This is a genomic window from Amycolatopsis sp. NPDC051061 (genome assembly GCF_040682935.1).
Lineage (GTDB): Bacteria > Actinomycetota > Actinomycetes > Mycobacteriales > Pseudonocardiaceae > Amycolatopsis.
In genome coordinates this window covers 122,427-145,165 of the sequence record NZ_JBFBBZ010000017.1, presented here as the reverse complement: position 1 = coordinate 145,165, position 22,739 = coordinate 122,427, and the positions used below count along the sequence as shown (strand labels likewise).

Below are 22,739 nucleotides of genomic sequence, written 5' to 3'. Positions count from 1 at the left end.
CCGGGGCACAGCCGTCAACGGGCTCCGGAAACGGGGAGGTAACGCTTGGGGCCGCGCTGGGCCACGTGGCGGAAACACCGGTGAACGAGTTGCGCCGTGCCCGCCAATGCGCCCCAATGTGGCCTTCGGTGCGTTGAACGCACCCAAGGGGCCCTTCGGTGCGTTGAACGCAACCAAGGCCACATTGGGGCGCTTGGGGGGTGGCGGAGGGCCCGACGAAAACGGCCCCGGCGGTTAGCCGGGGCCGTTTTGGTCGCGCTCTGTGGCAGGTGGTTACTCCTCCGCGTCCGCCCAAGCCTTGAGCATCACGCGGGCGATGGACGAGTTGCCCGGCAGGATGATCTCCGCCGCACCACCCGCGATGGGCGTCGGCCGCGCGCCCTCGTTCCGCAACGAACTGTTCTCGAACGCCGCGCGCACCTCGGCACGCGACACCCACAGCGCTTCTTCGATCTCCCCGTCGGCAGGGACCAACGGCAACGACCGGTCCGCCCGGGCCGTGAACCCCAGCATGATCGACCGCGGGAACGGCCACGGCTGGCTCCCGAGGTAGCGGACGTCGGAAACCGAAGCGCCCACCTCTTCGCGGATCTCGCGCAGGACGCACGCCTCCAGCGACTCGCCCGCCTCCACGAACCCGGCCAGCACCGAATACCGCCCCGCCGGCCAGATCGGCTGGCGCGCCAAGAGCACGTGGGAACCGTTGGTGCCCTCGGAAGAGTGGACCAGGCAGATCACCGCCGGGTCCGTGCGGGGGTACTCCTCGCGGCCGTCGTTCGTGCACTTGCTCGCCCAGCCGAACTGGATCAGCTCCGTCGGATGGCCGCAGCGCGTGCAGAACTTCGCCTGGCGACGCCAGTTCCGCAGCGCCTGCGCCGTCGTGAACAGGCCCGCCGACGTGTCGTCCAGCAGGTCGCCGTACCCGCGCAGCTCGACCCAGATCTCGCCGTCGGCGGTCGGGACCTCCTCGACGAAGCCCCAGCTGCCCGCCATCTTCACCGTGCCGGCGTCACCCGACGGGCCGCCCGGCAGTGACCAGTAATCCGTGTCCTGCCACTCGCCGAGGAACACCGCGTCCGCCGGCGGCGAAGCGCCGAAATCGACGGCCTTGCGAAACGCCAAGACCGACGCGCCTTCGGCCACCGGCGTGCGCCCGGCGTCGTCCAGCAGGACGACCCGGGCGTCGGCCCAGCGCGACACCAGTCGCGAAGGGTTGGTGCGCAAGCCTTCCTGACGGTCCACTGTGGATCGCGACAGGGTGGGCAAGTCACCGAGGGAGAACGGGACGGACATCAGGCCGGCTCGCCCACGACGACGTCGCCGAGGGACCGGAGCTTGCGTTCCAGGACACCCGCGTCACCGACCACCACGCCGGTGAACCGCTTGGGGGCGAAGAACTTCAGCGCCGCTTCGGCCACCTCCTCGGCGGTCACCGCCGCCACCCGCGCCGGGTGCTCGTTGAGCCACTCCAGCCCCAGCCCGGTCGACGCCAGCGCCAGCACCTGGCCGGCCAGCCCGGACTGCGACGACGTCGACGTCAGCAGGGAGCCGATCGCGTACTGCCGCACCGACTCCAGCTCGTCGCCCACCGGCGGGACCTGGCCGAGGCGGCCCAGCTCGTAGCGGGTCTCCAGCAGCGCCGGCGCGGTCGCCTCGGTCGCGGTGTCCGCGTCGACGTTGACCACCGCGGTGCCGTCGGTGAACTCGAACCCGGAGTGCGCGGAGTAGGTGTACCCCTTGTTCTCGCGGATGTTCTCCACCAGCCGCGACGAGAAGTACCCGCCGTAGGCCAGGTTCGCCAGCTGCAGCGCCGCGTAACCCGGGTCGGTGCGCGGGAGGGTCTGCGCCGAAAGCCGGATCTGCGACTGCACGGCCCCGGCGCGCGGCACCAGCAGCACGTTCGGGCCGGCCAGCTCCGGCAACGGCGGCAGCCGGACGGCGGAGCGGTCGGACGCCCAGGCACCCAGCACCTTTTCGAGGTCACCGAGCACCGCGGCCGGGTCGATGTCGCCCACCAGCACCAGCACTGCGCCGCGCGGCAGCACGGACGCCTGGTGCAGCGCCCGGACCTGCTCGGGCGTCACGACGGCGACGTCCTCGGCCTTGGGCACCTCGCGCGTGGCGGGGTGGTCGCCGTAGCGGTGCTTCTGCAGCGCCTCCCGCGCGATCGTGCGCGGCTGCGTGCGCGAGACGGCGATCCGCTCGACCAGCCGTTCCTTCTCGCGCGCGATCTCCTCGTCGGCGTACGTCGCTCCGGTGAGGACGTCGCCCAGCACGTCGAGGAACGTCGGCAGCTTCTCGGCGAGCGCGGATCCGGTCAGCACCAAGCGTTCCGGGTCGACGCCGCAGCCGATGTCGCCGCCGATCAGCGCCAGCTCGGCGTCGATCTCGATGCGGTTGCGGCGCGCGGTGCCGGTCAGGATCGTCTCGGCGAGGACCTCGGCCGTGGCCGGGTGCAGGGCGTCGTCACCCGCGAACGGGATCCACAGCCGCGCCTCGACCATCGGCACGGTCGCCTTGCGCACGGCCAGCACGCGCAGGCCGTTCGAGAGCTCGGTGTCCACATGGGACAGGTCGCCGGCGGCGCGCTGCTCGCCGAGCGGCGGCAGCGGGCGCGGCCCCCGCGCGGTGCGGCCGATCTCCTCCGCGCTGCGGTGCGTTGCTGTAGTCACTGCTCGTTGGTCCCTTCCGAAGCGGGCTTGACCACCAGGACGGCGCGCGCGTCGGGGCGCAGCGCCTTCGCCGCCGCCGAAACGGCTTCCGAGGTGACGGCGGACATCCGGTCCGCAAGCTTGTACACCAGCGACGCGTCGCCGTAGAGCAGTTCAAACGAACCGAGCGCGAGGGTCCGGGAGACCAGGCGGTCGTGCTCGGAGTGCAGGCTCGCCGACCAGCGGGCGGTGACCTTGCGCAGCTCCTCCTCGCTCGGCGGGCTGTCGGCGAGTTTCTGCAGCTCGTCGTCCAGTGCGGCGAGCACGCGTTCGCGCGGCACTTCGTGCGGGTGGATCAGGGTGATGGTGAACGTGTCCGGGTCACGCGCCTCGAACGGGCCGAACAGGCCGGCGCCGGCGCCGATGTCGACGACCAGGGGCTCCTTGTGCACCAGCCGCTGCTGCAGGCGGGAGCCGTCGCCGTCGGTCAGGACGCCGGCGAGCACGAGGTAGGCCAGGTAGCCGTCGACGTCGTTGATCGGGTCCGGCATCCGGTAGCCGATGCCCAGCGCGGGCAGCGGGGCGTGCGGGTCTTCGACGTCGCCGCGCAGCTCGGCGGTCGGCAGCGGCTCGGCGAAGGACGGCCGCTGCGGCGCGGGCCGGTGCGGGACGTCCCCGAAGTGCGTCTCGATCAGCTTCTTGGCGTTGTCCACCTCGAAGTCGCCCGCCACGGTGAGCACGGCGTTCGCCGGCGAGTAGAAGGTGTCGAAGAACGCCGCGCAGTCTTCGACCGTGGCGCTCTCGAGGTCCTCGAAGCCGCCGTAACCGTTGTGCGCGTTGGGGAACGTCGAGTACAGGACCGGCGGCAGCGTGATCCACGGGAACCCGCCGTAGGGCCGGTTCAGCACGTTGAGCCGGATCTCCTCCTTGACGACGTCGATCTGGTTCGCCAGGTTCTCGGCGGTCAGTTTCGGCGCGCGCATCCGGTCGGCTTCGAGGAACAACGCGCGCTCCAGCGCGGCGCTCGGCAGCACCTCGAAGTAGTCGGTGTAGTCCGGGTGGGTGGACCCGTTGAAGGTGCCACCGCTGGACTGCACGTGCCGGAAGTGGGCGAGTTTCTCCAAGCTCTCGCTGCCCTGGAACATCAGGTGCTCGAAGAGGTGCGCGAAACCGGTGCGCCCCTCCGGCTCGGAGCGGAAACCCACGTCGTAGTGCACGCTGACGCCGACCACCGGCGCGGTCGCGTCGGGTGCGAGGACCACGCGCAGACCGTTGTCGAGGGTGTATCGGACGAGCTCGGGATCGGCCATGGCCCCACCCTACGACGGCTCGGCGCCTCCTGGCTTCCCGGCTGGCGGGTGAGAACCGGTGTCCGCGGCCACGGCCGCGAGCAGGCGCCCGCGGTGGGCGCCGGCGAAGGTGCCCGCGAGCGCCGTGGCGAAGGATCCGGCCTGGTCAGGGGTGATGTCGCCGTCGTGCCAGTACACCGGCGGAGGGTGCGCGAGGCCGTCGAACGCGGTCACCCACGGACCCAGTTCGCCCAGAGCTGACGCATAGGGCAAGCCGCGCGAGAACACCAGCTCACGCTGCGGCTCGTCGAAGTCCTTCGCCCGCACCGAGGCGAGTTCTTCCGCGACACCGCGGAGGCGGCGCGCGACGTCCGCGCCGGCCCGCCGTCGCCCGGGCAGCGCCGCCGACACCACGACCGCCGCGACCCCGGCCAGGACGACGATGACGCCGAGCTGGGCGTACCCGGCGGTCAGCGCCAGGAGCACGGTGAGGAACACGCCGTAGAAGACGACCCGGGTCCCGGCGCGCCCGAGCCGCCGCGTCGTGAACCAGCCGCGCCGGACGACATCGGCGTCCAATTCGGCCCGTGGGACTTCGACGTGGTGCCGCCGCAGTTCGGCGAGCGTCACCGTGTCTTCCCCGTCCTCCGGCAGGACGGCTTCGAAGACCGCACGCTCGAAGGGCGTCAAGTGCTCGTCGGCGGGGTTGCGGCGGGTCAGCCGGGAGCCGTCGCTCACCCAGAGGTAGTTGCGGACGGCGAGGTCGAGCACGGTGGCGGCCAGGTCGGCGGGCCCGGCCCGGCCGTGCAGCAGCAGGCCGACGTGCCCCGGCAGCACCCCGGCCGGCGACGTGAACTCCCCCGTCGCTTTCACGTGAAGGCTCCCACCTGGGGGCGCCACCTTCACGCGAAAGTGGCGCCGGCGGGCGAGGAGCACCCACGCGGCCGCGGCCGGCAGCAGCGCGCCGAAGCCCGCCCAGGCCCAGCCGACCGGGGCGGTGAGCACGAACGCGCCGGCGATCGTCTTCGCGGGCACCAGGACTTCGTTCGCCGGGACGGTGCCCGCGGGCAGCTCGACGGTCAGCGTCATCCGCTCGCCCGCGGCGAGGTTCTGCTGGCTGAACCTCGTCAGCCCGGCGTGGTCGATCTGCGCGGCGGCGCACGGGAAGTCGGAGTCCGGCGGCCCGGCGAGGCAGTCGACGGCGGTGGGGATCTTGGGCGCCGCGAAGGAGCCGCGGAGGAACTTCAGGTCGGTGCTCCAGCCGCCGGCCGGCTCCCAGGTGACCCGGTCGCCGGCGACCGCACCGTCCACTGTGTACCGGACGATCGAGGTGCCCGAGGTGAGGTGGACGATGAACGCGTCCGCGTCCACTCGGGCGGTCCCGCTGCCTTCCAGGACGACGTCGCGAACGCCGTAGACGCGGTCGCGGTGGTGCGGCGCCGCGACCCGCAGCGGGACGCGGCGATCCATCGTGACGCCGTCGGGCACCGCGATCGCTTCCGCGACCGAGAGGGAGCCGTCGCGCTCGACCTTGAGCTGGATCTCGGCGCTCTGCGGCACGGTGGGCAGCGGCGGCTGGTCCGGTGCCGCGGCCAGGAAGAGCGCCAGCACCACTCCCGCGAGCACGGTCAGCGGGACGCGCGAGCGGACGCGGTGAGCAGCCCGTCGAGCGCCGTCAGGAACGACGGGAAGTGCGTGCCGAAGCGGCGCAGGTCGCTGTCGGACTCCATGCCGCCGTACCAGTAGAGCCCGGCCGCGCCGTCCGACGCCGGGTTGAGCGCGGCGAAGGCGCCGAGCCAGCGTTCGGTGTCGCCCAGGACCACCGCGTACGGCAGCGAGCGCGAGAACACCATCTCGCGGTCGGCCGGCGGGATGTCCTCGGCCTTGGCGGTGTGCAGGTAGTCGAGCAGGCCGCGGACCTGGCCGACGAGCACCCGGCCGCGCGCGGTGCGCGAGGGCAGCAGCGCGGCCGCCGCGGCGACGGCCAGCCCGGCCAGCGCGACCGCGACGCCGAGCAGCGCTTCGCCGAGGGTGAAGGTCAGGACCGCGGTGGCGACCGCGCCGAGCGCGAAGATCCCGGCGCCGAGCCAGGTCAGCCGGCCCTGGGCGGTGTCCGGGCGGCGGGAGAACCAGCGCTTGGTGACGACGTCGGCGTACATCGCATCGCTGATCTTGCGCAGGTCGAGGTGGCCGCGGGCGCGCAGCTGCGATACCAGCACGGCGTCGGTGCCGGCCGGCAGCAGCGTCTCGTAGACGGCGCGCTCGAAGTCGTGCAGGTGCTCGTCCGGCGGGTTGCGGCGGGCGATCTGCCAGTCGGGCCCCGGGACTTCGGCGAGCCAGAGGTAGTTGCGGACGGCGAGGTCGACGACGGTGGCGCTGATGTCGACGACGTCGACGGTCTCGTCGACGACCGTGCCGACCTGGCCGGGCAGCACGCCGTCGGGGCTCGCGAAGAAGACGCGGTCGCCGTCGCGGAGCAGGACCTCGACCGGGCCGGTGGCGGTGGTGAGCGCGCCGGCGTCTTCCTTGCGGCGGCGCTGGACGAAGATCCCGCCGGCGATGAGGAAGACGAGCAGGAGCGCGAAGACGATGCCGGTCAGCGGGGTGAAGGCGAAGGCGGTGGCGAAGAGGCCGACGTCGGCGAACTTCGCGTTGGCCGGCACGGTGTTCGCGGGCAGGCCGACGAGCAGGTCGACGCGGTCGCCGGGGGCGACGTCGTTCTGTTCGAGGCGGACGACACCGGTGTGGTCGAGTTCGGCGAGGGTGCAGCGCTGGTTCGAGCCGATCGGGCCGGCGAAGCAGTCCACAGGGGACAGTCGCGGCGACGGCGCGAGGAAGGAGGCGGTGAGCTTGGCGACGGGCGCGTCGAAACCGCTCGCGACCTGCCAGCGGGCCTGCTGGCGGCCGCTCTGGTCGGCGATGGCGCCGTCGACGGTGAACGTGGCGGTGCCGGTGCCGCCGGTGAAGGTGAGGACGAGCTGGTCGCCGGTCAGCCGGCTGGTGGCGGTGCCCTCGGTCTTGATGTCCCTGGCGGTGAAGACGCGGTCTTGGTCGTCACCGGCCGAGACCTTCAGGGGGACGCGCGAGGTGAGCTGCCTGCCGCCGGGGACGGTGACCTTCTCGGTGACCTGGAGGGTACCGTCGCGGAGGACCTTGAGGGCGACGTCGGCGGTGGCGCCTTCGGGCGGCTGGACGTCTTGGCCGTTCAGCTGCTGAGGCTTCTTGACTTGCTCGGAGGGCGCGTTCGGCAGGACGGGCCCGGCGGACGGCCCTTGCGCGGCGGCCGGTCCGGCGGTCAGCACGGTCGCCGCGGCGGCGACCGCGGCCGCTGTCCCCCATTTGCTCAACACAGCACCACACCCTAGAGCACCCGATCTATGCTGACGCCCGGAACGGCGACATCTGCGCAGGTACGCCGGTTCCGACGGGGAAATCGCACGGGGGGTTCCGCTTTCATGACGCAAGGCCCGCAGGGTCCTGGCCCAGATCCCGGTCCGCACGACCCGCGGCGGCCGGTGCCGCCACCGGGGGCCCGGCCGTTGCCGCCGCCTGGAGTTCGGCCGCTGCCGCCGGGCCGCCCGGGGCAGGGCGGCGCACCGCACGGTCAGCCGAGCCAGGCACCCGCAGGCGGTCCGGGCCCGGGGCCCGGCGGCGCACCCGGGCAGCCGCCGCAAGGGTCGGCCGGGCGGCCACCGCACGCCGGCCGGCCGCCGCAATTCCCCGGCCGGCCACCCCGAGGTCCGCAAGGCACCCAGGGCTTCCCCACCCACGGCCCGTACCCCCGTCCCGGCTTCGGCGCCCCGCTCCCACCGCCGGCCGCCGCCGCGCCACCCGTCTTCACCCCCGCCTACGCCGGCCCACCTCCCGGCGCACCCTTCGGCCCGCGGTTCGCGCCCGGTTACCGCCCCTACGTCGCCAAGAAGTCGAACACCGGGGTCATCGTCGCCGTCGCGATCCTCGGGATCGTCGCCGTCGTCGGGGGGCTCGTCGCCGCCGTCGCGCTGATCGGGGGCAGCACCCGGCACGTCGCCGACGCCGGCTACTCCAGCACCTACCCCTCGGACACCTACGCAACCACCTCCGCCGACGAGACCACCGAAACCACGTCGTCCACCGAAGAAACGACCACCAGCGAAACCACCTAGCGCACGACCCGCACGTCCGAGACGCCGCGCGGCCCCCGCTCGGTCGTCGCGACCGGCGACAACCCGATGTTCGCCGGCGCGGACTACGGCCTGCAGAACGTCTCCTGCTCGTTGAGCCGCTGGGCGACCGACCAGGACAGCGCCACCCGCTTCTTCCAGTCCGGGATCGCCTGCCTCGACGCGATGTGGTCGCGCATGCTCGGCTCCGTGAACCTGCCGTTCAGGTCACCGAACCTGTCGGTGCCGCGGTCGCTGTCGGAGTCGTCGACGCCGTGCGGCAGCGGGGGCACGACGACCGGCGTCACGCCGTTCTACTGCTCGTCGAACGACACGATCTACATGCCGATGGACCGCATCGAGATCGACGCCTGGGGCAACCACCCCGGCCCGTACCTGTCGATCCTGGCCCACGAATACGGCCACCACGTGCAGAACCTGGCCGGCATCACCGAGGCGTACGGCGCCCAGCGCTACGACGCGGGCGCCGACTCGGCGGTCGGCCTGGAGCTGTCGCGGCGGATGGAACTGGAGGCGCAGTGCTTCTCGGGCATGTTCCTCGGCTCGGCGTCGGTCTCCGGCGGATCGGTCGACAAGAACATCTACAACGAGGCCTGGAACGCCCAGGACCGCGGCGACGACTACGCCCGCAACGGCAAGCGCGACCACGGCAGCGCCAAGCACAACATCTCCTGGTGGCAGCACGGCGCGACCAAGAACCGCAACCAGCAGTGCAACACGTGGCTGTCCGCGTCGGGAGACGTCTCCTAGCGCCCCAATGTGGCCTTCGGTGCGTTGAACGCACCCAAGGGGCCCTTCGGTGCGTTGAACGCACCCAAGGCCACATTGGGGCGTTGGAGGAACCGGGTCAGCTGGGTGGGGTGAACGGGTTTTCGGCGGGAGGAACCGGAGTTCCGGACGGCGGGGTCGGCGCATCCCCCTCGGCCGCGGTTCCCGGCGCAGGCGCCGATCCTGGCGCAGGCGCCGATCCCGGCCCGGCTGCGGCGGCCGACCACGGCGAGGGCCCGGCGACAAACGGCTGCCCGCCCGTCGCCATGGACCCGAGCTGAGCACTCGCCGGCTGGTCCGACCACGGCGAGGGCCCGGCGGGCAGGCGCCCCCGCGCCGCCGCCACCTGCGCCGAATAAGCCCGGACCGCCCGGGCGTGGTCGCGGTTGCGGCGTTCCGCCAGCACCGCCGCCAGGAACGCCCACGGCGGCACCCCGTTCGGCACCGGCGTGCCCAGCGCGTTGCCCACCTGCTGCGCCAGCTTCCAGCCGAGCGCGTGCGACGCTTCCGGCGCCAGCTGGCCGAACCGCCCCAGGAACTGGCGGCTCGCCAGCGCGAGGTCGTCCGGGAGCCGCGTCAGGTCGAGCTGGGCCGCCCAGCCCTCGAGACCCGGCGGCATGCCGATCACCGGGTAGCCCGCGCTTTCCGGCGCGCGCTCGCGGACCACCAGGGTCCCGGCGAGGAAGTCGCCGACGCGGCGGCCGTCGGACGAACACAGCGACACGATCACCGCGACCGCCCCGAACACGCCGAGGGCCCAGAAGTCGATGACGAACCCGGCGAGCCCGCGCGTGAGGGCGTGGCGGAAGCGGATCGGCCCGCCGTCGACGCGCACCACGCGCAGCCCCACCGCCATCTTGCCCAGCGAACGGCCGCGCGAGAGCGTCTCGAACAGCACCGGGTAGCCGACCAGGATCAGCACCACGAACACCAGGATGAGGGTCAGCGCGAGCGATGCGTCCTCGCCCGGCACGGTGAGCGTGAGCACGAAGAACGCGCCCAGCAGCAGCGCGAACTGCACGAGGACGTCCAGCACCATCGCCAGCGCCCGGCTGGCGAGCTTGGCGACGCGCAGGTCCAGGACGACGGCTTCGCCGGTGACCAGCTCGGATTCCTCGTGCACACGGCCCAGCGTAGCGACGGATAGGGTGGCCCCGTGGATGTGGACGTCTTCGTCGCGACGCACTCGGCGGAGTGGACCCGGCTCGGCGAGCTGACCCACCGCGGCGGCAAGCTGACGGGGGCGGAGGCCGACGAGCTGGTGACGCTCTACCAGCGGACCGCGACCCACCTGTCGATCGTCCGCTCGGTCGCGCCCGACCCGGCCCTGGTGAGCCGGCTGTCCGGGCTCGTCGCCCGCGGCCGGAGCGCGATCTCCGGGTCGCACAGCCCCGCGTGGCGCGAGGTCGCGCTGTTCTTCACGCGCCGCTTCCCCGCCGCCGTGTACCTCTCACGGCGCTGGTGGATCCCGGCGGCGCTGGTGTCGATCGCGGTGATGGCGGTGATCGCCGTCTGGGTGGCGGGCGACCCGCACGTCCGCGCGTCGATCGCGTCGCCGGACGAGCTGAACCAGCTGACCAAGCCCGGCGGCGAAGCCGAGAGCTACTACTCGACGGGCCCGGCGACGTCGTTCGCGGCGCGCGTGTGGACGAACAACGCATGGGTGGCGGCGACGTGCCTGTTCCTCGGCATCGCGCTGGGCCTGCCGGTGATCGGCGCGCTGTGGATGAACTCGCTCAACGCGGGGCTGATCATCGGCGCGATGAGCGCGGCCAGCCGCGGCGACGTGATGATCGGGCTCCTGCTCCCCCACGGTCTCCTGGAGCTGACGGCGGTGTTCGTCGCGGCGGGCACCGGGCTGAAACTCGGCTGGACGGTGGTCGACCCCGGCCGCCGCTCCCGCACGAAAGCGCTGGCCGAACAGGGCCGCTCGGTCGTCGTGATGGCGCTCGGGCTGGCGTGCGTGCTGTTCGTGTCCGGGCTGATCGAGGCGTTCGTGACGCCGTCGGGCTGGCCGACGTGGGTCCGGGTGGGCATCGGCGTTTTCGTCGAAGTGGCTTTCCTGGTGTACGTCTTCACGCTCGGGCGCCGGGCGGCGAAGGACGGCGAAGTCGGCGACCTGGACGCGCGTGACGCCGGGGACGCCCTGCCCGAAGCGGCTTAGAGCCGCCCGGCCGCCTTCAGCGCCAGATAGCGATCCGCCAACGCCGGCGGCAGTTCCTCCGGCACCGCGTCGACCACACTGATCCCGTGCCGGGCCAGGCGTTCGGTCACCCGCTGCCGCTCCGCCGTCGTCCGCGACGCCGCCGCCGCGTCGTACACGGCCTCCGCGTCGCCCCGCCCGGTCAGCATCTCCGCGACCCGCGGGTCCGCCACCGACGCCACGATCAGCTCGTGCCGCGCGGTCAGCGAGCTCAGCACCGGGAACAGCCCCTCCTCCAGCGGCGCCGCGTCCAGACCGGTCAGCAACACCACCAGCGAACGACGGCGAGTGCGCTGCAGCACTTGCGCGACCATCCCCCGCGCGTCCGTCTCGACGAGCGAAGGCTCGATCGGCGCCATCGCGTTCACCAAGGACGTCAACAGGGAAGCCCCCGAAGACCCCTGCACCGCGGCCCGCAGCCGACGGTCGTACGCCAGCAGGTCGACGCGGTCGCCGGCCCGGGAAGCCAGCACCGCCAGCAACAACGCCGCGTCCATCGCCGCGTCGAGGCGCGGGGCGTCGCCGACCCGGCCCGCCGACACGCGGCCGGTGTCCAGCACCAGCACCACGTGCCGGTCGCGCTCCGGGCGCCACGTCCGGACCATCACGTCCGCCGCCCGCGCCGTCGCGCGCCAGTCAATCGAGCGGACGTCGTCGCCGATCACGTACTCGCGCAGCGAGTCGAACTCCGTGCCCTGCCCGCGGATCAGCACCGCGCTGCGGCCGTCGAGCTGCTGCAGCCGCGCCAGCCGCGACGGCAGGTGCTTGCGGCTGTGGAACGGCGGCAGCACGCGGACCGTCCACGGCACCGCGTGCGAGCCCTGCCGCGCCGCCAGGCCCAGCGGCCCGACCGACCGGACCGTCACGCGCGCCGCCGTCCGGTCACCCCGCCGCGACGGACGCAACGCCGTCACCAGGGCGCGCCGCTCCCCCGCGGGGACGCGCAGAGTGTGCCGGTCGGATGCGCCCGCGCTCGGCGGCCACGCGTCGCGCAGCTGCCCGCGGACCGCCCGGCCACCGGGGTTCGCGACCACCAGCGTCACCTCGCACGGCTCGCCGAGCCGCACGGACGTGTCCCCCGACCTCTGGAAAGCCAGCGCGCGCACGCTTCCGGCCAGCACGAGGTCGACGATCACCAGCAGCACGAGCACGCCGGCGACGGCCAGGATCCCGGTCGTCGACGGCCACGCCAGCCCGACCACCAGCGCGCCGAACAGCGCCAGCAGCCCGAGCCTTCCGGTGACGGCCATGTCAGCGCGGCACGGGCACGGACGCGAGCACGCGGTCGAGCACGCCGTCCGCGGTGACGCCCTCCAGCTCGGCCTCCGGCCGCACGTCGAGGCGGTGCCGCAGCGCGGGCCGGGCGAGGGCCTTGACGTCGTCGGGGGTCGCGTAGTCGCGGCCGGCGAGCCACGCCCAGGCCCGGGTGACCGCGAGCAACGCCGTGGCACCGCGGGGAGAAACGCCGATCCGCACCGACGGCAAGGATCGCGTCGCCCGGCACAGGTCGACGACGTACCCGATCACCTCGGGCCCGATCGTCACCTTCGCGACGGCTTCGCGTGCCGCCGCCAGCTCCGCCGCTCCGGCGACCGACTTGAGGCCGGCCGCGGCGAGGTTGCGCGGGTCGAAGCCCTGCGCGTGCCGCCAGAGGATGCCGATCTCGTCCTCGCGGGACGGCGTCGGCATGGTCAGCTTCAGCAGGAAGCGGTCCAGCTGCGCCTCCGGCAGCGGGTAGGTGCCCTCGTACTCGACCGGGTTCTGCGTGGCGATCACGATGAAGGGGTCGGGCAGCGGCCGCGACTTGCCGTCGAGCGAGACCTGGCGCTCCTCCATGGCTTCCAGCAGCGACGACTGCGTCTTCGGCGGCGTCCGGTTGATCTCGTCGGCGAGCAGCAGGTTCGTGAACACCGGCCCCTCGCGGAAGGAGAACTCGCCGCTGTGCGCGTCGTAGACGATCGAGCCCGTGACGTCGCCGGGCATCAGGTCCGGCGTGAACTGCACGCGCGTGGTCTCCAGGCTCAACGACGCCGCGAGCGCCCGCACGAGCAGCGTCTTCGCCACGCCCGGAACGCCTTCGAGCAGCACGTGGCCCCGGCAGAGCAGCGCCAGGATCAGCCCGGTGACCGCGGCGTCGTTGCCGACGACGGCCTTGCCGACCTCCGCGCGCAGCGCGATCAGCGCGTCCCGGGCCCCAGTCGCGTTCTCGCTGGTCAAGTTCGCCCCACCTCTCGTTCCACCCTGTCCAGTTCGCCGGCCAGCCGGACCAGCGCGGGGTCGTCGGGCACCGGCGGCCCGTAGAGCACCGCCCCGACGTCGTTCGCCTGCCGTCCGGTCCGCGCGCTCACCGAGTTCACCAACGCCGCCGCGTCGGCGTCGCGCGGCAAGCCCAGCACGGTCCGCAGCCGGCTCCGCGCCGCTTCCCGCAGCGTCTCGCCCGCGTGTCCCGCGGCCTTCGCCCGCCGGTACAGCCGGGCGCGTCCTTCCGCGGTTTCGGCCGCGCGCACGACGATCGGCAGCGGCTCGGTGACGACCGGGCCGAGCCGGCGCGCCCGCCACAGCGCCAGCAGCGCCACGGCGATGAACGCCTGCGCGGCACCGTAGTACCAGCCGTCCGGGATCAGGTCGAAGATCGACTTGCGGGTGTCGTCCAGTGCCGGGTCCGTGGTGGACGGCAGGTACCAGACGAGCGTCGGGTGCCCGCCGAGCAGGTGCAGCCCCAGCGCCGCGTTGCCGTCGTCGGCGAGCCGCGCGTTGGTCAGCGGCGCCGACGAGCCGAGCAACGTCGTCGTGCCGCCCGAGTCGGCGAGCTGCAGCAGCGTGCCGCCGCCGTCTTCGCCGGGGTAGCACGAGCGCGCGCCGGGTGAGGCGTACCCGATGCCGCCGAGCGTGACGTCGCCGGCCGCGACCGCCGCGGCGACCGTGCACTGCGGGCTCAGGGTGCCGACGTCGCTCTGGCCGACCGGGCGTACCAGCGTCAGCGAGTCGCGCAGCGTCGGCGCTCCCGGCGTCAACAGGACGACGTCCGCGGCGTGCTGCCGCAGCGCGTCGAGCCGCTTCGCCGGGACGAGGTCCGGCTGGGTGACCAGCAGCGTCGCGTCTTCGCTGATCGCATCGTCCGCTTCGGCGGCGGTGTGCGCCGTCCGGACGTCGACGCCTTGGTCCTGCAGGAGCTGCGAGAGCGCGTGCGCGCCGCCGGGTTCGTACGAGCCGGGTTCGAGCGCGCCGTGGGTCTGCTCGCCGCGGCCGAGCAGGAGCAAGGCGCCGGCGGCGAAGATCAGGGCCACCAGGGCGAGCGGGATCCGCACCCCGCGCCAGATCCGGCGCACGTCCGGCGAGACCGAGGTGCTCACGTGCCCGCCATGGCGACCGGGCGTTCACGGCGGCAGCGTTCGTCCAGCTCGGTCAGCGTGCGGTAGGCCGCTTCGGTGCCTTCGCGGCCGCCGTAGTGGACGTCGTCGAAGAGCCGCGCGCCTTCCCGCAGCTCCGCGGCGACGTTCGGCAGCAGCACCCCGGCCTCGGCGGCGGCCTCGTCGGCCGTCCGGCCGGAGCTGGCGTCGAGCAGCGCGCGTTCCTCCAGGGCCCGCACGACGGCCCGGAAGCGGTCGCGGACGGCGTCGTCGTACCGCCCGCCCGCGGCGGCTTCGGCGGCCGAGCGGCGGTAGTCGTCGGCGCTTCGGCGCTTCCCGCCGAAGACCGTCCGATCGGCCCGGGAGGTGCGGGCGATCTTGCCGGTGCGCAGCCGGACCACGACGACGAGCACGATCAGCAGCACGAGGACCAGCAGGACGCCCCAGATCCCGCCCGGGACCACCGACGACACGCCGTTCAGCAGCTTTTCGAGCTGCTCGCCGAGCCACTGCCCGGCCTGCTGCAGGAAGTTCGGCCGGGCGGCCTGGTACTTCGGGTCGGTCAGCTCCTCCGCGGCGGCGCGGCGGGCAGCGTCCCGGTCGATGTCGACCGGGACGTCGATGAGGACCAGCGTCACCATGCCTGCGGCGGCTGCACGCCGGCCGCGCGGGCCAGCTCGATGTCCATGCCCTCGCGGCGCATCCGCTGGTCGAGGTAGACGATCACGGTGACCAGCGCGACGAACGGCGTGGCGATGGTTTCGGAGATGATCTGGCCCGCCGACTGCAGCAGCAGGTCACCGGTGCTGGGCACGAACACCTTCGACGGGTTCAGGATCCCCTGGAACACGCCGCCGCCGAGGCTGAACGGCAGCTGGATGATGCTGTTGAACAGGTACGCGATCAGCCCGGCCAGCAGCAGGATGCCGAGCACCCGCCAGAACGCGCCCTTGACCAGCTTCACCGACCGCGAGAACGCCTGCCGGAACGTGCCGCGCTCCAGGACGAGCGCCGGGCTGGCCAGCGCCCAGAACACGTAGGCGACGATGCCGGGGATGATGCACAGCAGCACGCCGATGGTCGTCAGGATCGAGTAGGCGAACCCGACGCCCAGCAGCGGCAGCAGCCGGGGCTGCACCTCGCGCCACGCGACGCCGAAGGTGACCTCGCGCCCCAGCGCGGCGCGGCCCATGACCGCGGCCAGCAGCCCGTTCGCCACCGTCGTCAGCAACGTCGTGAGCAGTGCCGTCGGCAGGATCGCGATCAGCACGTCGCCGAACGCGCCGAACACGACGCCGCGCAGCTCTTCCTCCGTCGCGCCGGGACCGAGCTCGGCGGTCGTGGCCAGGTTCTGCAGGTCGTCGAAGACGAACTTCTGCACGAGGAAGGTCACGGCGGCGGTGATCACCGCGAGAACGGCGCCGATGCCGAGGATCAGCAGCGGGTGCCGGCGGATCGTGGTGATCGCGCCGTCGAGGATGTCGCCGATGTTGAGCGGCCGCAGCGCGATCACGCCGGGCTTGCCGAGCCCGTGCGGGCTCCAGCCCCGTGGCTGCTGGTACGGCTGCTGGTACGGCTGCTGCCCGGAGTACGGCGGGAGCGGGCCCGGCTGCGAGCCGGGCGCGTGCTGCCAGCCCGGGGGCGGTGTCGCCGGTCCCGGGGTCGCCTGGGCGTCCGGCGGCTGCCACCCGCGCGGCGGCGTCGCCGGTGACGCGGAGTGGTCTTGAGCCGGCTTCGAATCACCCGTTCCGGGGGCCGGAATCTGGGGGATGCCCTGGCTGGGTGTCGGCGTGTCGTCGCCCTGGCCGCCGGGCGCGCCACCGGTGTCTGTCATCGAAGCCCCTCGCCTGCAGTGCCTGCTTGCCGACACTCTTTCAGAGCCGGTCGCACCCGGCCAGACCTGGGGTGACGTCCGTGCGCGGTGACGCCGTGCGCACGGACGGGTGCGAGAGGCCCCGTTCCCCCGATATGCTGAACGGCGGGATCGGGTACCCCCGGTCCGTACCGAGACCCTTCGGGACTGCCCAGTGACGCAACCGCCCCACGGCCGGGTACCGCCTCGCGGAACCGTCCAGCCGCCGCCGGTGCCGGATGCGCAACCGGATCTTCCCTGGCTGGGCCGCCCGCACACCGTGTCCGCGCCGCGACGACGGTCGCCGGCGGCGGTGATCGGGGTCTGCCTCGGAGCGGTGGCCGTGCTGGTGCTCGGGCTGGTCGCGATCGTCGCCCTCAACCGCGACGAGACGCCGCTGGCCAACGCGAACTTCCGCGACACGCCGTCGTCCCAGGACCTCCCCTCGCAGCTGCAGCCCGGCGGCGCGGGCGCCCCGGCCTCGGTGTCGCCCGGTCCCCCGACCGAGTCGTCGGCGCCCAGCGCGACCGGCCCGCAGAAGATCCTCAAGCTCGCCGACCACCCGATCCTGCAGGACCCGAACGCCGGCCTGCAGAACCGCGTCTGCACGCTGCCGACGTGGCAGAGCACGCAGGCGGGCGCGGAAGCGTTCTTCACCGCGGCCAGCAAGTGCCTGGACGCGGCGTGGGGCCCGTTCCTCACCGCCTACGGCCTGCCGTTCACGCCGCCGGCCCTGCACTTCCCGACCGGGGCGAGCTTCGAGACCGAGTGCGGCACCATCCAGGTCGGCATCGCGACCGCCGCGTACTACTGCGAAAACAACCTGTACGTCCCGTTCCGCGGGCTGCAGACCGACCAGTACGGCACCAACCCCGGCGTCTACCTGGCCCTGTTCGCCCACGAGTACGGCCACCACGTCCAGGAGGTCGCCGGGCTGATGGACGCGGCCTGGCAGAAGATCTACGAGGCTGGCCAGAACAGCCCGGCCGGGCTCGAGATGTCGCGGCGCAAGGAACTGCAGGCCCAGTGCTTCTCGGGCATGTTCCTCGGCGCGCACGTCGACCAGGGCGGCACGATCAGCCGGGACATGTACAACAAAGCCTGGAACGACCAGGAGACCCGCGGCGACAACACGTCCCGCAGCCACGACCACGGGACCAACGCGCACTACGCGTCCTGGTGGCGGGCGGGCGCGACGAGCAACCGGATCGCCGACTGCAACACCTTCGCGGCGCCGTCGTCCGAGGTCAGCTGACGTTCGCGGCCGGCTTCGGCCGGGCCGGGGTCCGCAGCACGAGGCGGACGTACATCCCGCCGGAGAAGCACGCGAACACGAGCAGCGCGAGGCCCAGCGGCCGCCGCGCGTCCGACGCCCCCGCCGACGTGTCCGCGGCCCGGACGGTGACCGTGCCCTGATCGGGCAACTCCGCCGGCACACCGACGTCGACGCGCTCGCCCTGGCCGTGCCCGCAGCCATTGAGCGTGCCCACGTGGGTTTTCCCGGCGACGGTGAACTTCACGGTCTCGACGGCGTCCGGCCGGTCGCACGGCGCGGGCTTGGTGATCTCGGCCGTCACCGGGGCGCCGAGGTCGTCGTTGGAGATGCCCAGCAGCCCCGGCCCGGCGAGCCACACCAGCAGCACCACGAGCACGCCCGCCGCGACGGGGATCGCCACCGTGGGCCACTTCGGATCGAGGGATCGCGGGGGCACTTCGCCATGGTTCCAGATCCGGCGGGCAAAACCCAGGCGGCCCGGTCCCGCTCACCGGCGAACCGGACCTACCGCTCGATCTTCTCCGCCTGCGTCACCTTCTTGACGTAGAGCAGCTTGTCGCCGGGCTCGATGGCGTCGGCCTGCGGAGCGTCCACGCGGTACAGGACGCCGTCGCGGACCAGGCCGAGGACGAGGTCGGACAGGTGCCGCGGCGACCCGCCCTCCTCGGCCGGCTCGACCGGCCGCTCGGCGATCGCCAGACCGGATTCCGGGGTGAGCAGGTCCTCCATGATGTCCACGACCAGCGGCGTCGACGTCGCCATGCCGAGCAGCCGCCCGGCCGTCTCGCTGGAGACGACGACCTGGTTGGCGCCCGACTGCTTGAGCAGGTGGACGTTTTCCGCCTCCCGCACCGACGCGACGATATGCGCCTTGGGCGCCAGCTCGCGGGCGGTGAGCGTGACGAGCACGGCCGTGTCGTCGCGGTTCGGGGCGACGACGACCGCGCGCGCGTGCTGCACCGCGGCGACGCGCAGGACGTCGGAGCGGGTGGCCGAGCCGTGCACGGCGACGAGGCCGAGCGCGCTGGCCGCGTCGAGGGCCTGCTGGTCGGTGTCCACGACGACGATCTGCCCCGGCGCGATGTTCTCGTCGCCGAGCAGCGCGTTGACGGCGGACCGGCCCTTGGTGCCGAACCCGACGACGACCGTGTGGTCGCGCACCTTCGTCCTCCACTTCTGGATCTTGAACGCCTGCCGGGAGCGCTCGGTGAGCACCTCCAGGGTGGTCCCGACCAGGACGATGAGGAAGAGCACCCGCAGCGGGGTGATCACCAGCACGTTCACCAGCCGGGCGGACGAGGTGGCCGGCGCGATGTCGCCGTAGCCGGTGGTCGAGAGCGAGACGGTCGCGTAGTAGAGGCTGTCGAGCAGGGACAGGCCGTCACCGTTGGCGTCGCGGTAGCCGTCGCGGTCGAGGTACACGATGATCACGGTCAGCAGCAGCGCGAGGGCCGCGCCGATGACCCGCTTCATGATGGAGCGGAGGGGACTGACCGTCAGCTCGGGCATCCGCAGGACGCCGACGAGCTCGTGGTCCGGCCGATCGGTGAGACTGCCCAGTGGCAACCGCCTCAGGGCCTTCATGCACCGGCTCCCAGCGGCAGGTGTCGAGCGTCACTCACGCCCGGAGGATAGCCGAACCGGGTGCGGGGCCGCCGCGCCGACGCCGTTCGACGCGATCGCCTGGGGAGGGCTGCCGCTGCAGTGGCCGTTGATCGCCTGGGCCCTGAAGGTCCGCGACCGCGCCTGACCCGGCATCACGCGTGATTGAAGGGTCGACTCGTGTGATTGAAGGGCCGACACGGCGGGTTTGTGAGCCGAGGCCGTGTTGACCCTCTAATCACGCGTGTCGACTCCCCAATCACGCGTGTCGACCCTTCGATCACGCCTCGGGGATGTCGCGGAGGAGGCGGCGCAGGCCTTCCGGGTCCAGGAGGTCCACCGGGCGGATCGTGCGGTTCGCGCGGACGTAGTGGAACGCCGCGCGGACCTCCTCCACCGGGACGTTCTTCAGCGCCGCCCACGCCATCCGGTACGCCGCCAGCTGGACCGCCAGCGTCGGCTGCCGGGATTCCGGCGGGACCGCGCCCGTCTTCCAGTCCACGACCTCCCAATAACCGTCGGGGTGCCGGAAGACCGCGTCCATGCGGCCGCGCAACGTGATGCCTTCGACGTCGGCCGTGAACGAGACCTCCACCGCGTGCGGCACGCGCGAGGCCCACTCGCTCTTCTCGAACTCCGTTCGCAGCTCTTCGAAGTCCGCGTCCGGCGCTTCGTCGAAGTCGGCCGCGCCCGGGAGGTCGTCGATCTCGATGAGCTGGTCACCCCCGAACCGGCGCTCCAGCCAGCCGTGGAACTCCGTGCCGCGGCGGGCGAAGCTGTTGGGCTCCATCGGAAGCGGACGGCTCAGGTCCGCGGCCAGCTTGCCGGCGTCGTCGGCCAGTGCGACCAGCTGGCTCACCGAAAGCCGTGCCGGCAGCGGGACTCGCCGGACCCGGTCGTCCTTGCGCGCCCACTCTTCGAGCAGGACGTCGGTGTCGGTCAGCCAGCCGTCCGGGTCGTCTTCTTCGTCCGGCGACTCCGTCGAGTCCACAGCGGACAGTGCCTCGGACACCAGCTCCACCCCGGTCTGCACGCCGGTGCGGCGATCAGCCAGGGGATCGACCGGCCAGCGCCCCTTCCGCGAGTCCGACACCAGCGGGTTCTCGTCGTCCTCGGACGGCTCCGGCGCCCACTCGGCGAGCCGCCCGGCGCCGGTCTCGCGCACGACGTCGCCGATCTCGGTCAGGAACTCCGACGGCCCCTTGTACCGGCTGCTGCTCTCGTTCCACCAGTGCCCGGAGACGATCAGCGCGTGCTCGGACCGCGTCAGCGCGACGTAGCAGAGCCGCCGTTCTTCCGACTGCTCCCGCTCGACGAACCCGGCTTCGTGCAGTTCCAGTCCTTCTTGGACTTCCTTGCGGTCGTAGCCGTCGGCGATCCGCAGCTCCGGCAGGTCCTGCGAGTCACCGCGCAACGCGGCGGGCAGCGACGTCGCGGTCCGCAGCCACGACGACGAGCGCCGCCGGCCCGGGAAGACGTCCTGCACCAGGTGCGGGACGGCGACGACCTCCCATTCGAGGCCCTTCGCCGAGTGCACGGTGAGCACCTGCACGCGGTCCGGCACCACCTCGACCTCGCCGGGGGTGAGCCCGTCCTCCGCATGCGCGGCGGTGTTCAGGTAGTCCACAAAAGACAATAGGGTCGCCGTCGGCGCTGTCTCGGCGTAGTCGGTGACGACTTCGGCGAACGCGTCCAGGTGCGCGCGCCCCGCGGATCCCGGTCGTGCCAACGACTCCACGTCCAGGAGCATCGTGCGTTCGACGTCGGCGACCAGCTCCGGCAGCGACTGGTCGAGCCGCCGCCGCAACGCGGCCAGCTCCCAGCCGACCCGGCGGATGCGCTTGTAACCCTCTTCGGAATACCGCTCCGGCGAGCCCGGCTCGTCGATGGCGTCGATCAGCCCGGCCTGCTCGACGCGCTCCACGACCAGTTCGGGCGCGTCCGGCTTCTCGGGGCTCGACAGCTCGCCCGCGCGCCGCCACAACGCGGCGACGTCGGCGGCCGCGAGCCGCCAGCGCGCGCCGGTCAGGAGCCGGGCCGCCGCGCTGCCCGAGAGCGGATCGGCGAGCACCTTCAGCGTCGAGACGAGGTCCGCGACCTCGGGTTCGTCCAGGAGCCCGCCGAGCCCGACGACCTCGACCGGCAGCCCGCGCGCCCGCAGTTCGGCGGCGATCGGGGCCATGTCGGCGCGGCGCCGGACGAGCACGGCGGCGGTCGGCGGCTTGCCGGTCTGTTCCTGGGTGGCGTGCCAGCGCCGGGCGAGGGCGTCGGCCACCCAGTCGCGTTCGGCGCGGATGTCCGGCAGCAGCGCGCACGCGATGTCCGCGGGCCCGGCACCTTCGCGCGCCCGCAGCCGTTCGACGCCGAGGCCGCGTGCCCGCAGCGGTTCGGCGATGGCGTTGGCGAGGTCGAGGATCTCCGGCGGGTTGCGGAAGCTCGTCAGCAGGCCGAAGTCGTGCGCGGGGACGAGATTTTCGCCGTCATGTCGGGGGAAGTCCGTGGTGAAGCGGGGCAGGTTGGCCGCGCTGGCGCCGCGCCAGCCGTAGATCGCCTGGGCCGGGTCGCCGACCGCGGTGACCGGCATCGGCTGGTTCTCGACGCCGCCGAACAACGCGCGCAGCAGGACGCGCTGGGCGTGCCCGGTGTCCTGGTACTCGTCGAGCAGCACGGCACCGAAGCGCTCGCGCTCACCGCGGACGACCGACGGGTAGTTGCTCGCCAGCTGCGCGGCCAGCGACATCTGGTCGGCGAAGTCGAGGGCGCCTTCGTTGCGCTTGCGCCGGTGGTACTCCTCGACCAGCGGCAGCAACGCGAGCCGGAAGTGCTGCGCCGCCATGATTTCGGTGAGCTTCTGCGGCAGCGCGGCCCGCTGTCCCTTGGCACGCGGCGCGTTCTCGATGACGCGGCACATCCATGTCGTGTACTCGGCGAGCTCCTCGACCGAGATCAGGTGCTCGCCCAGCTCACCGGCCAGCTGCAGGACGTCCGCGGTGACGGTCGGCGGGACGCGGTCGGTGTCCAGCTCGTTGTCCCACGTGGACACCACGCGGTGCGCGATCTGCCACGACGACGTCTCGGAGAGCAGGCGGACGCCGGGCTGGACCGGCAGGCGCAGGCCGTGTTCGGAGAGCAGGCGCCCGGCGTAGGCGTGGTAGGTGAGGACGGTCGGTTCGCCGGCGACCACAGTGGACCGCAGGCCGCCGGAGGGGTCGAGCCGGTCGAGGAGCCCGGACCCCGCGAGCCGGCGCAGCCGCGCGCGGACGCGTTCGCCGAGCTGGCGCGCGGCCTTGCGGGTGAAGGTGAGGCCGAGGACGCGGTCGGGGCTGACGATCCCGTTGGCGACGAGCCAAACCACGCGCGCGGCCATGGTTTCGGTCTTGCCGGCGCCGGCGCCGGCGACGACGAGGGAAGGTTCGACCGGCGCGGCGATGACGGTGGCCTGTTCGGGGGTCGGCCGGTGCAGGCCGAGCGCGTCGGCGAGTTCCGCGGGCTCGACGGGGTTGGCGACGACGAGCGGGCTCACCGATGCCTCCCGGCCGGGGGGGGGGGGGGGGGCCGGGGGGGGGTGTATGTTTCTCTGATCAC

At 72.9% G+C, this 22,739-nt stretch carries 18 protein-coding genes; 4 read left to right on the top strand and 14 right to left on the bottom strand.

Annotated elements, in window-relative coordinates; genetic code table 11:
• Positions 1–273: 273 nt before the first annotated feature.
• From nudC to AB0N03_RS24025, 5 genes are read right to left on the bottom strand one after another with little or no spacing between them, the layout of a single operon-like run.
• Complete coding sequence (gene nudC / locus AB0N03_RS24045; RefSeq protein WP_364375703.1) at positions 274–1,293, bottom strand: NAD(+) diphosphatase; 1,020 nt, start codon at positions 1,291–1,293, stop codon at positions 274–276.
• Positions 1,293–2,672: a pitrilysin family protein gene (locus AB0N03_RS24040; protein ID WP_364375700.1), complete on the bottom strand. Its 1,380-nt coding sequence runs from the start codon at positions 2,670–2,672 to the stop codon at positions 1,293–1,295. Before AB0N03_RS24040 ends, nudC begins: the two co-directional genes overlap by 1 nt.
• Positions 2,669–3,961, bottom strand: coding sequence for a pitrilysin family protein (locus AB0N03_RS24035; protein ID WP_364375697.1), 1,293 nt, complete (start codon positions 3,959–3,961; stop codon positions 2,669–2,671). Before AB0N03_RS24035 ends, AB0N03_RS24040 begins: the two co-directional genes overlap by 4 nt.
• Positions 3,962–3,970: 9 nt before the next feature.
• Complete coding sequence (locus tag AB0N03_RS24030) at positions 3,971–5,551, bottom strand: DUF2207 domain-containing protein (protein WP_364375694.1); 1,581 nt, start codon at positions 5,549–5,551, stop codon at positions 3,971–3,973.
• A 17-nt stretch (positions 5,552–5,568) separates the two neighbouring features.
• Positions 5,569–7,290 carry a DUF2207 domain-containing protein gene (locus AB0N03_RS24025; protein WP_364375691.1) on the bottom strand — a complete coding sequence of 574 codons (1,722 nt, stop codon included), beginning with the start codon at positions 7,288–7,290 and terminating at the stop codon, positions 5,569–5,571.
• Positions 7,291–7,395: 105 nt separating this feature from the next.
• Between AB0N03_RS24025 and AB0N03_RS24020 the strand changes: the two genes are divergently transcribed.
• Both AB0N03_RS24020 and AB0N03_RS24015 read left to right on the top strand, forming a co-directional pair.
• Positions 7,396–8,085: a hypothetical protein gene (locus AB0N03_RS24020; RefSeq protein WP_364375688.1), complete on the top strand. Its 690-nt coding sequence runs from the start codon at positions 7,396–7,398 to the stop codon at positions 8,083–8,085.
• 66 nt (positions 8,086–8,151) lie between these two features.
• Positions 8,152–8,853 (top strand): neutral zinc metallopeptidase, encoded by a 702-nt coding sequence (locus AB0N03_RS24015; RefSeq protein WP_364375685.1) that lies wholly within the window; start codon positions 8,152–8,154, stop codon positions 8,851–8,853.
• 97 nt (positions 8,854–8,950) lie between these two features.
• On the opposite strand, the gene AB0N03_RS24010 is transcribed toward AB0N03_RS24015, so the two are convergent.
• Complete coding sequence (locus AB0N03_RS24010) at positions 8,951–9,994, bottom strand: RDD family protein (protein WP_364375683.1); 1,044 nt, start codon at positions 9,992–9,994, stop codon at positions 8,951–8,953.
• A 33-nt stretch (positions 9,995–10,027) separates the two neighbouring features.
• On the opposite strand from AB0N03_RS24010, the gene AB0N03_RS24005 reads away from it, so the two are divergent.
• The gene (locus AB0N03_RS24005) at positions 10,028–11,035 is read left to right on the top strand and encodes a stage II sporulation protein M (protein WP_364375682.1); all 1,008 of its coding nucleotides are present in this window, start codon (positions 10,028–10,030) and stop codon (positions 11,033–11,035) included.
• On the opposite strand, the gene AB0N03_RS24000 is transcribed toward AB0N03_RS24005, so the two are convergent.
• From AB0N03_RS24000 to AB0N03_RS23980, 5 genes are read right to left on the bottom strand one after another with little or no spacing between them, the layout of a single operon-like run.
• The gene (locus AB0N03_RS24000; RefSeq protein ID WP_364375680.1) at positions 11,032–12,324 is read right to left on the bottom strand and encodes a DUF58 domain-containing protein; all 1,293 of its coding nucleotides are present in this window, start codon (positions 12,322–12,324) and stop codon (positions 11,032–11,034) included. The two genes, AB0N03_RS24005 and AB0N03_RS24000, sit on opposite strands and share 4 nt — an antisense overlap.
• 1 nt (position 12,325) lies before the next feature.
• Positions 12,326–13,291 carry a MoxR family ATPase gene (locus AB0N03_RS23995; RefSeq protein ID WP_364375678.1) on the bottom strand — a complete coding sequence of 322 codons (966 nt, stop codon included), beginning with the start codon at positions 13,289–13,291 and terminating at the stop codon, positions 12,326–12,328.
• Complete coding sequence (locus AB0N03_RS23990; RefSeq protein WP_364375676.1) at positions 13,288–14,427, bottom strand: DUF4350 domain-containing protein; 1,140 nt, start codon at positions 14,425–14,427, stop codon at positions 13,288–13,290. The genes AB0N03_RS23995 and AB0N03_RS23990 overlap by 4 nt, the downstream gene beginning before the upstream one ends.
• The gene (locus tag AB0N03_RS23985; protein ID WP_364375674.1) at positions 14,424–15,065 is read right to left on the bottom strand and encodes a DUF4129 domain-containing protein; all 642 of its coding nucleotides are present in this window, start codon (positions 15,063–15,065) and stop codon (positions 14,424–14,426) included. Before AB0N03_RS23985 ends, AB0N03_RS23990 begins: the two co-directional genes overlap by 4 nt.
• A complete protein-coding gene (locus AB0N03_RS23980) occupies positions 15,059–16,258 on the bottom strand; it encodes a glycerophosphoryl diester phosphodiesterase membrane domain-containing protein (protein ID WP_364375672.1) in 1,200 nt (399 codons plus the stop codon). Before AB0N03_RS23980 ends, AB0N03_RS23985 begins: the two co-directional genes overlap by 7 nt.
• A 250-nt stretch (positions 16,259–16,508) precedes the next feature.
• On the opposite strand from AB0N03_RS23980, the gene AB0N03_RS23975 reads away from it, so the two are divergent.
• Entirely contained in the window at positions 16,509–17,531 is a 1,023-nt protein-coding gene (locus AB0N03_RS23975) for a neutral zinc metallopeptidase (RefSeq protein ID WP_364375669.1), read from the top strand.
• Here the strand turns inward: AB0N03_RS23975 and AB0N03_RS23970 are convergent.
• The 3 genes from AB0N03_RS23970 to AB0N03_RS23960 all read right to left on the bottom strand — a co-directional run bounded on the left by AB0N03_RS23970 (position 17,524) and on the right by AB0N03_RS23960 (position 22,677).
• Complete coding sequence (locus AB0N03_RS23970) at positions 17,524–17,952, bottom strand: hypothetical protein (RefSeq protein WP_364375834.1); 429 nt, start codon at positions 17,950–17,952, stop codon at positions 17,524–17,526. The two genes, AB0N03_RS23975 and AB0N03_RS23970, sit on opposite strands and share 8 nt — an antisense overlap.
• A gap of 104 nt (positions 17,953–18,056) precedes the next feature.
• Positions 18,057–19,136, bottom strand: a complete 1,080-nt coding sequence (locus tag AB0N03_RS23965; protein ID WP_364375666.1) for a potassium channel family protein — start codon at positions 19,134–19,136, stop codon at positions 18,057–18,059.
• A gap of 298 nt (positions 19,137–19,434) precedes the next feature.
• A complete protein-coding gene (locus AB0N03_RS23960) occupies positions 19,435–22,677 on the bottom strand; it encodes an ATP-dependent DNA helicase (protein ID WP_364375663.1) in 3,243 nt (1,080 codons plus the stop codon).
• Positions 22,678–22,739 lie beyond the last annotated feature (62 nt).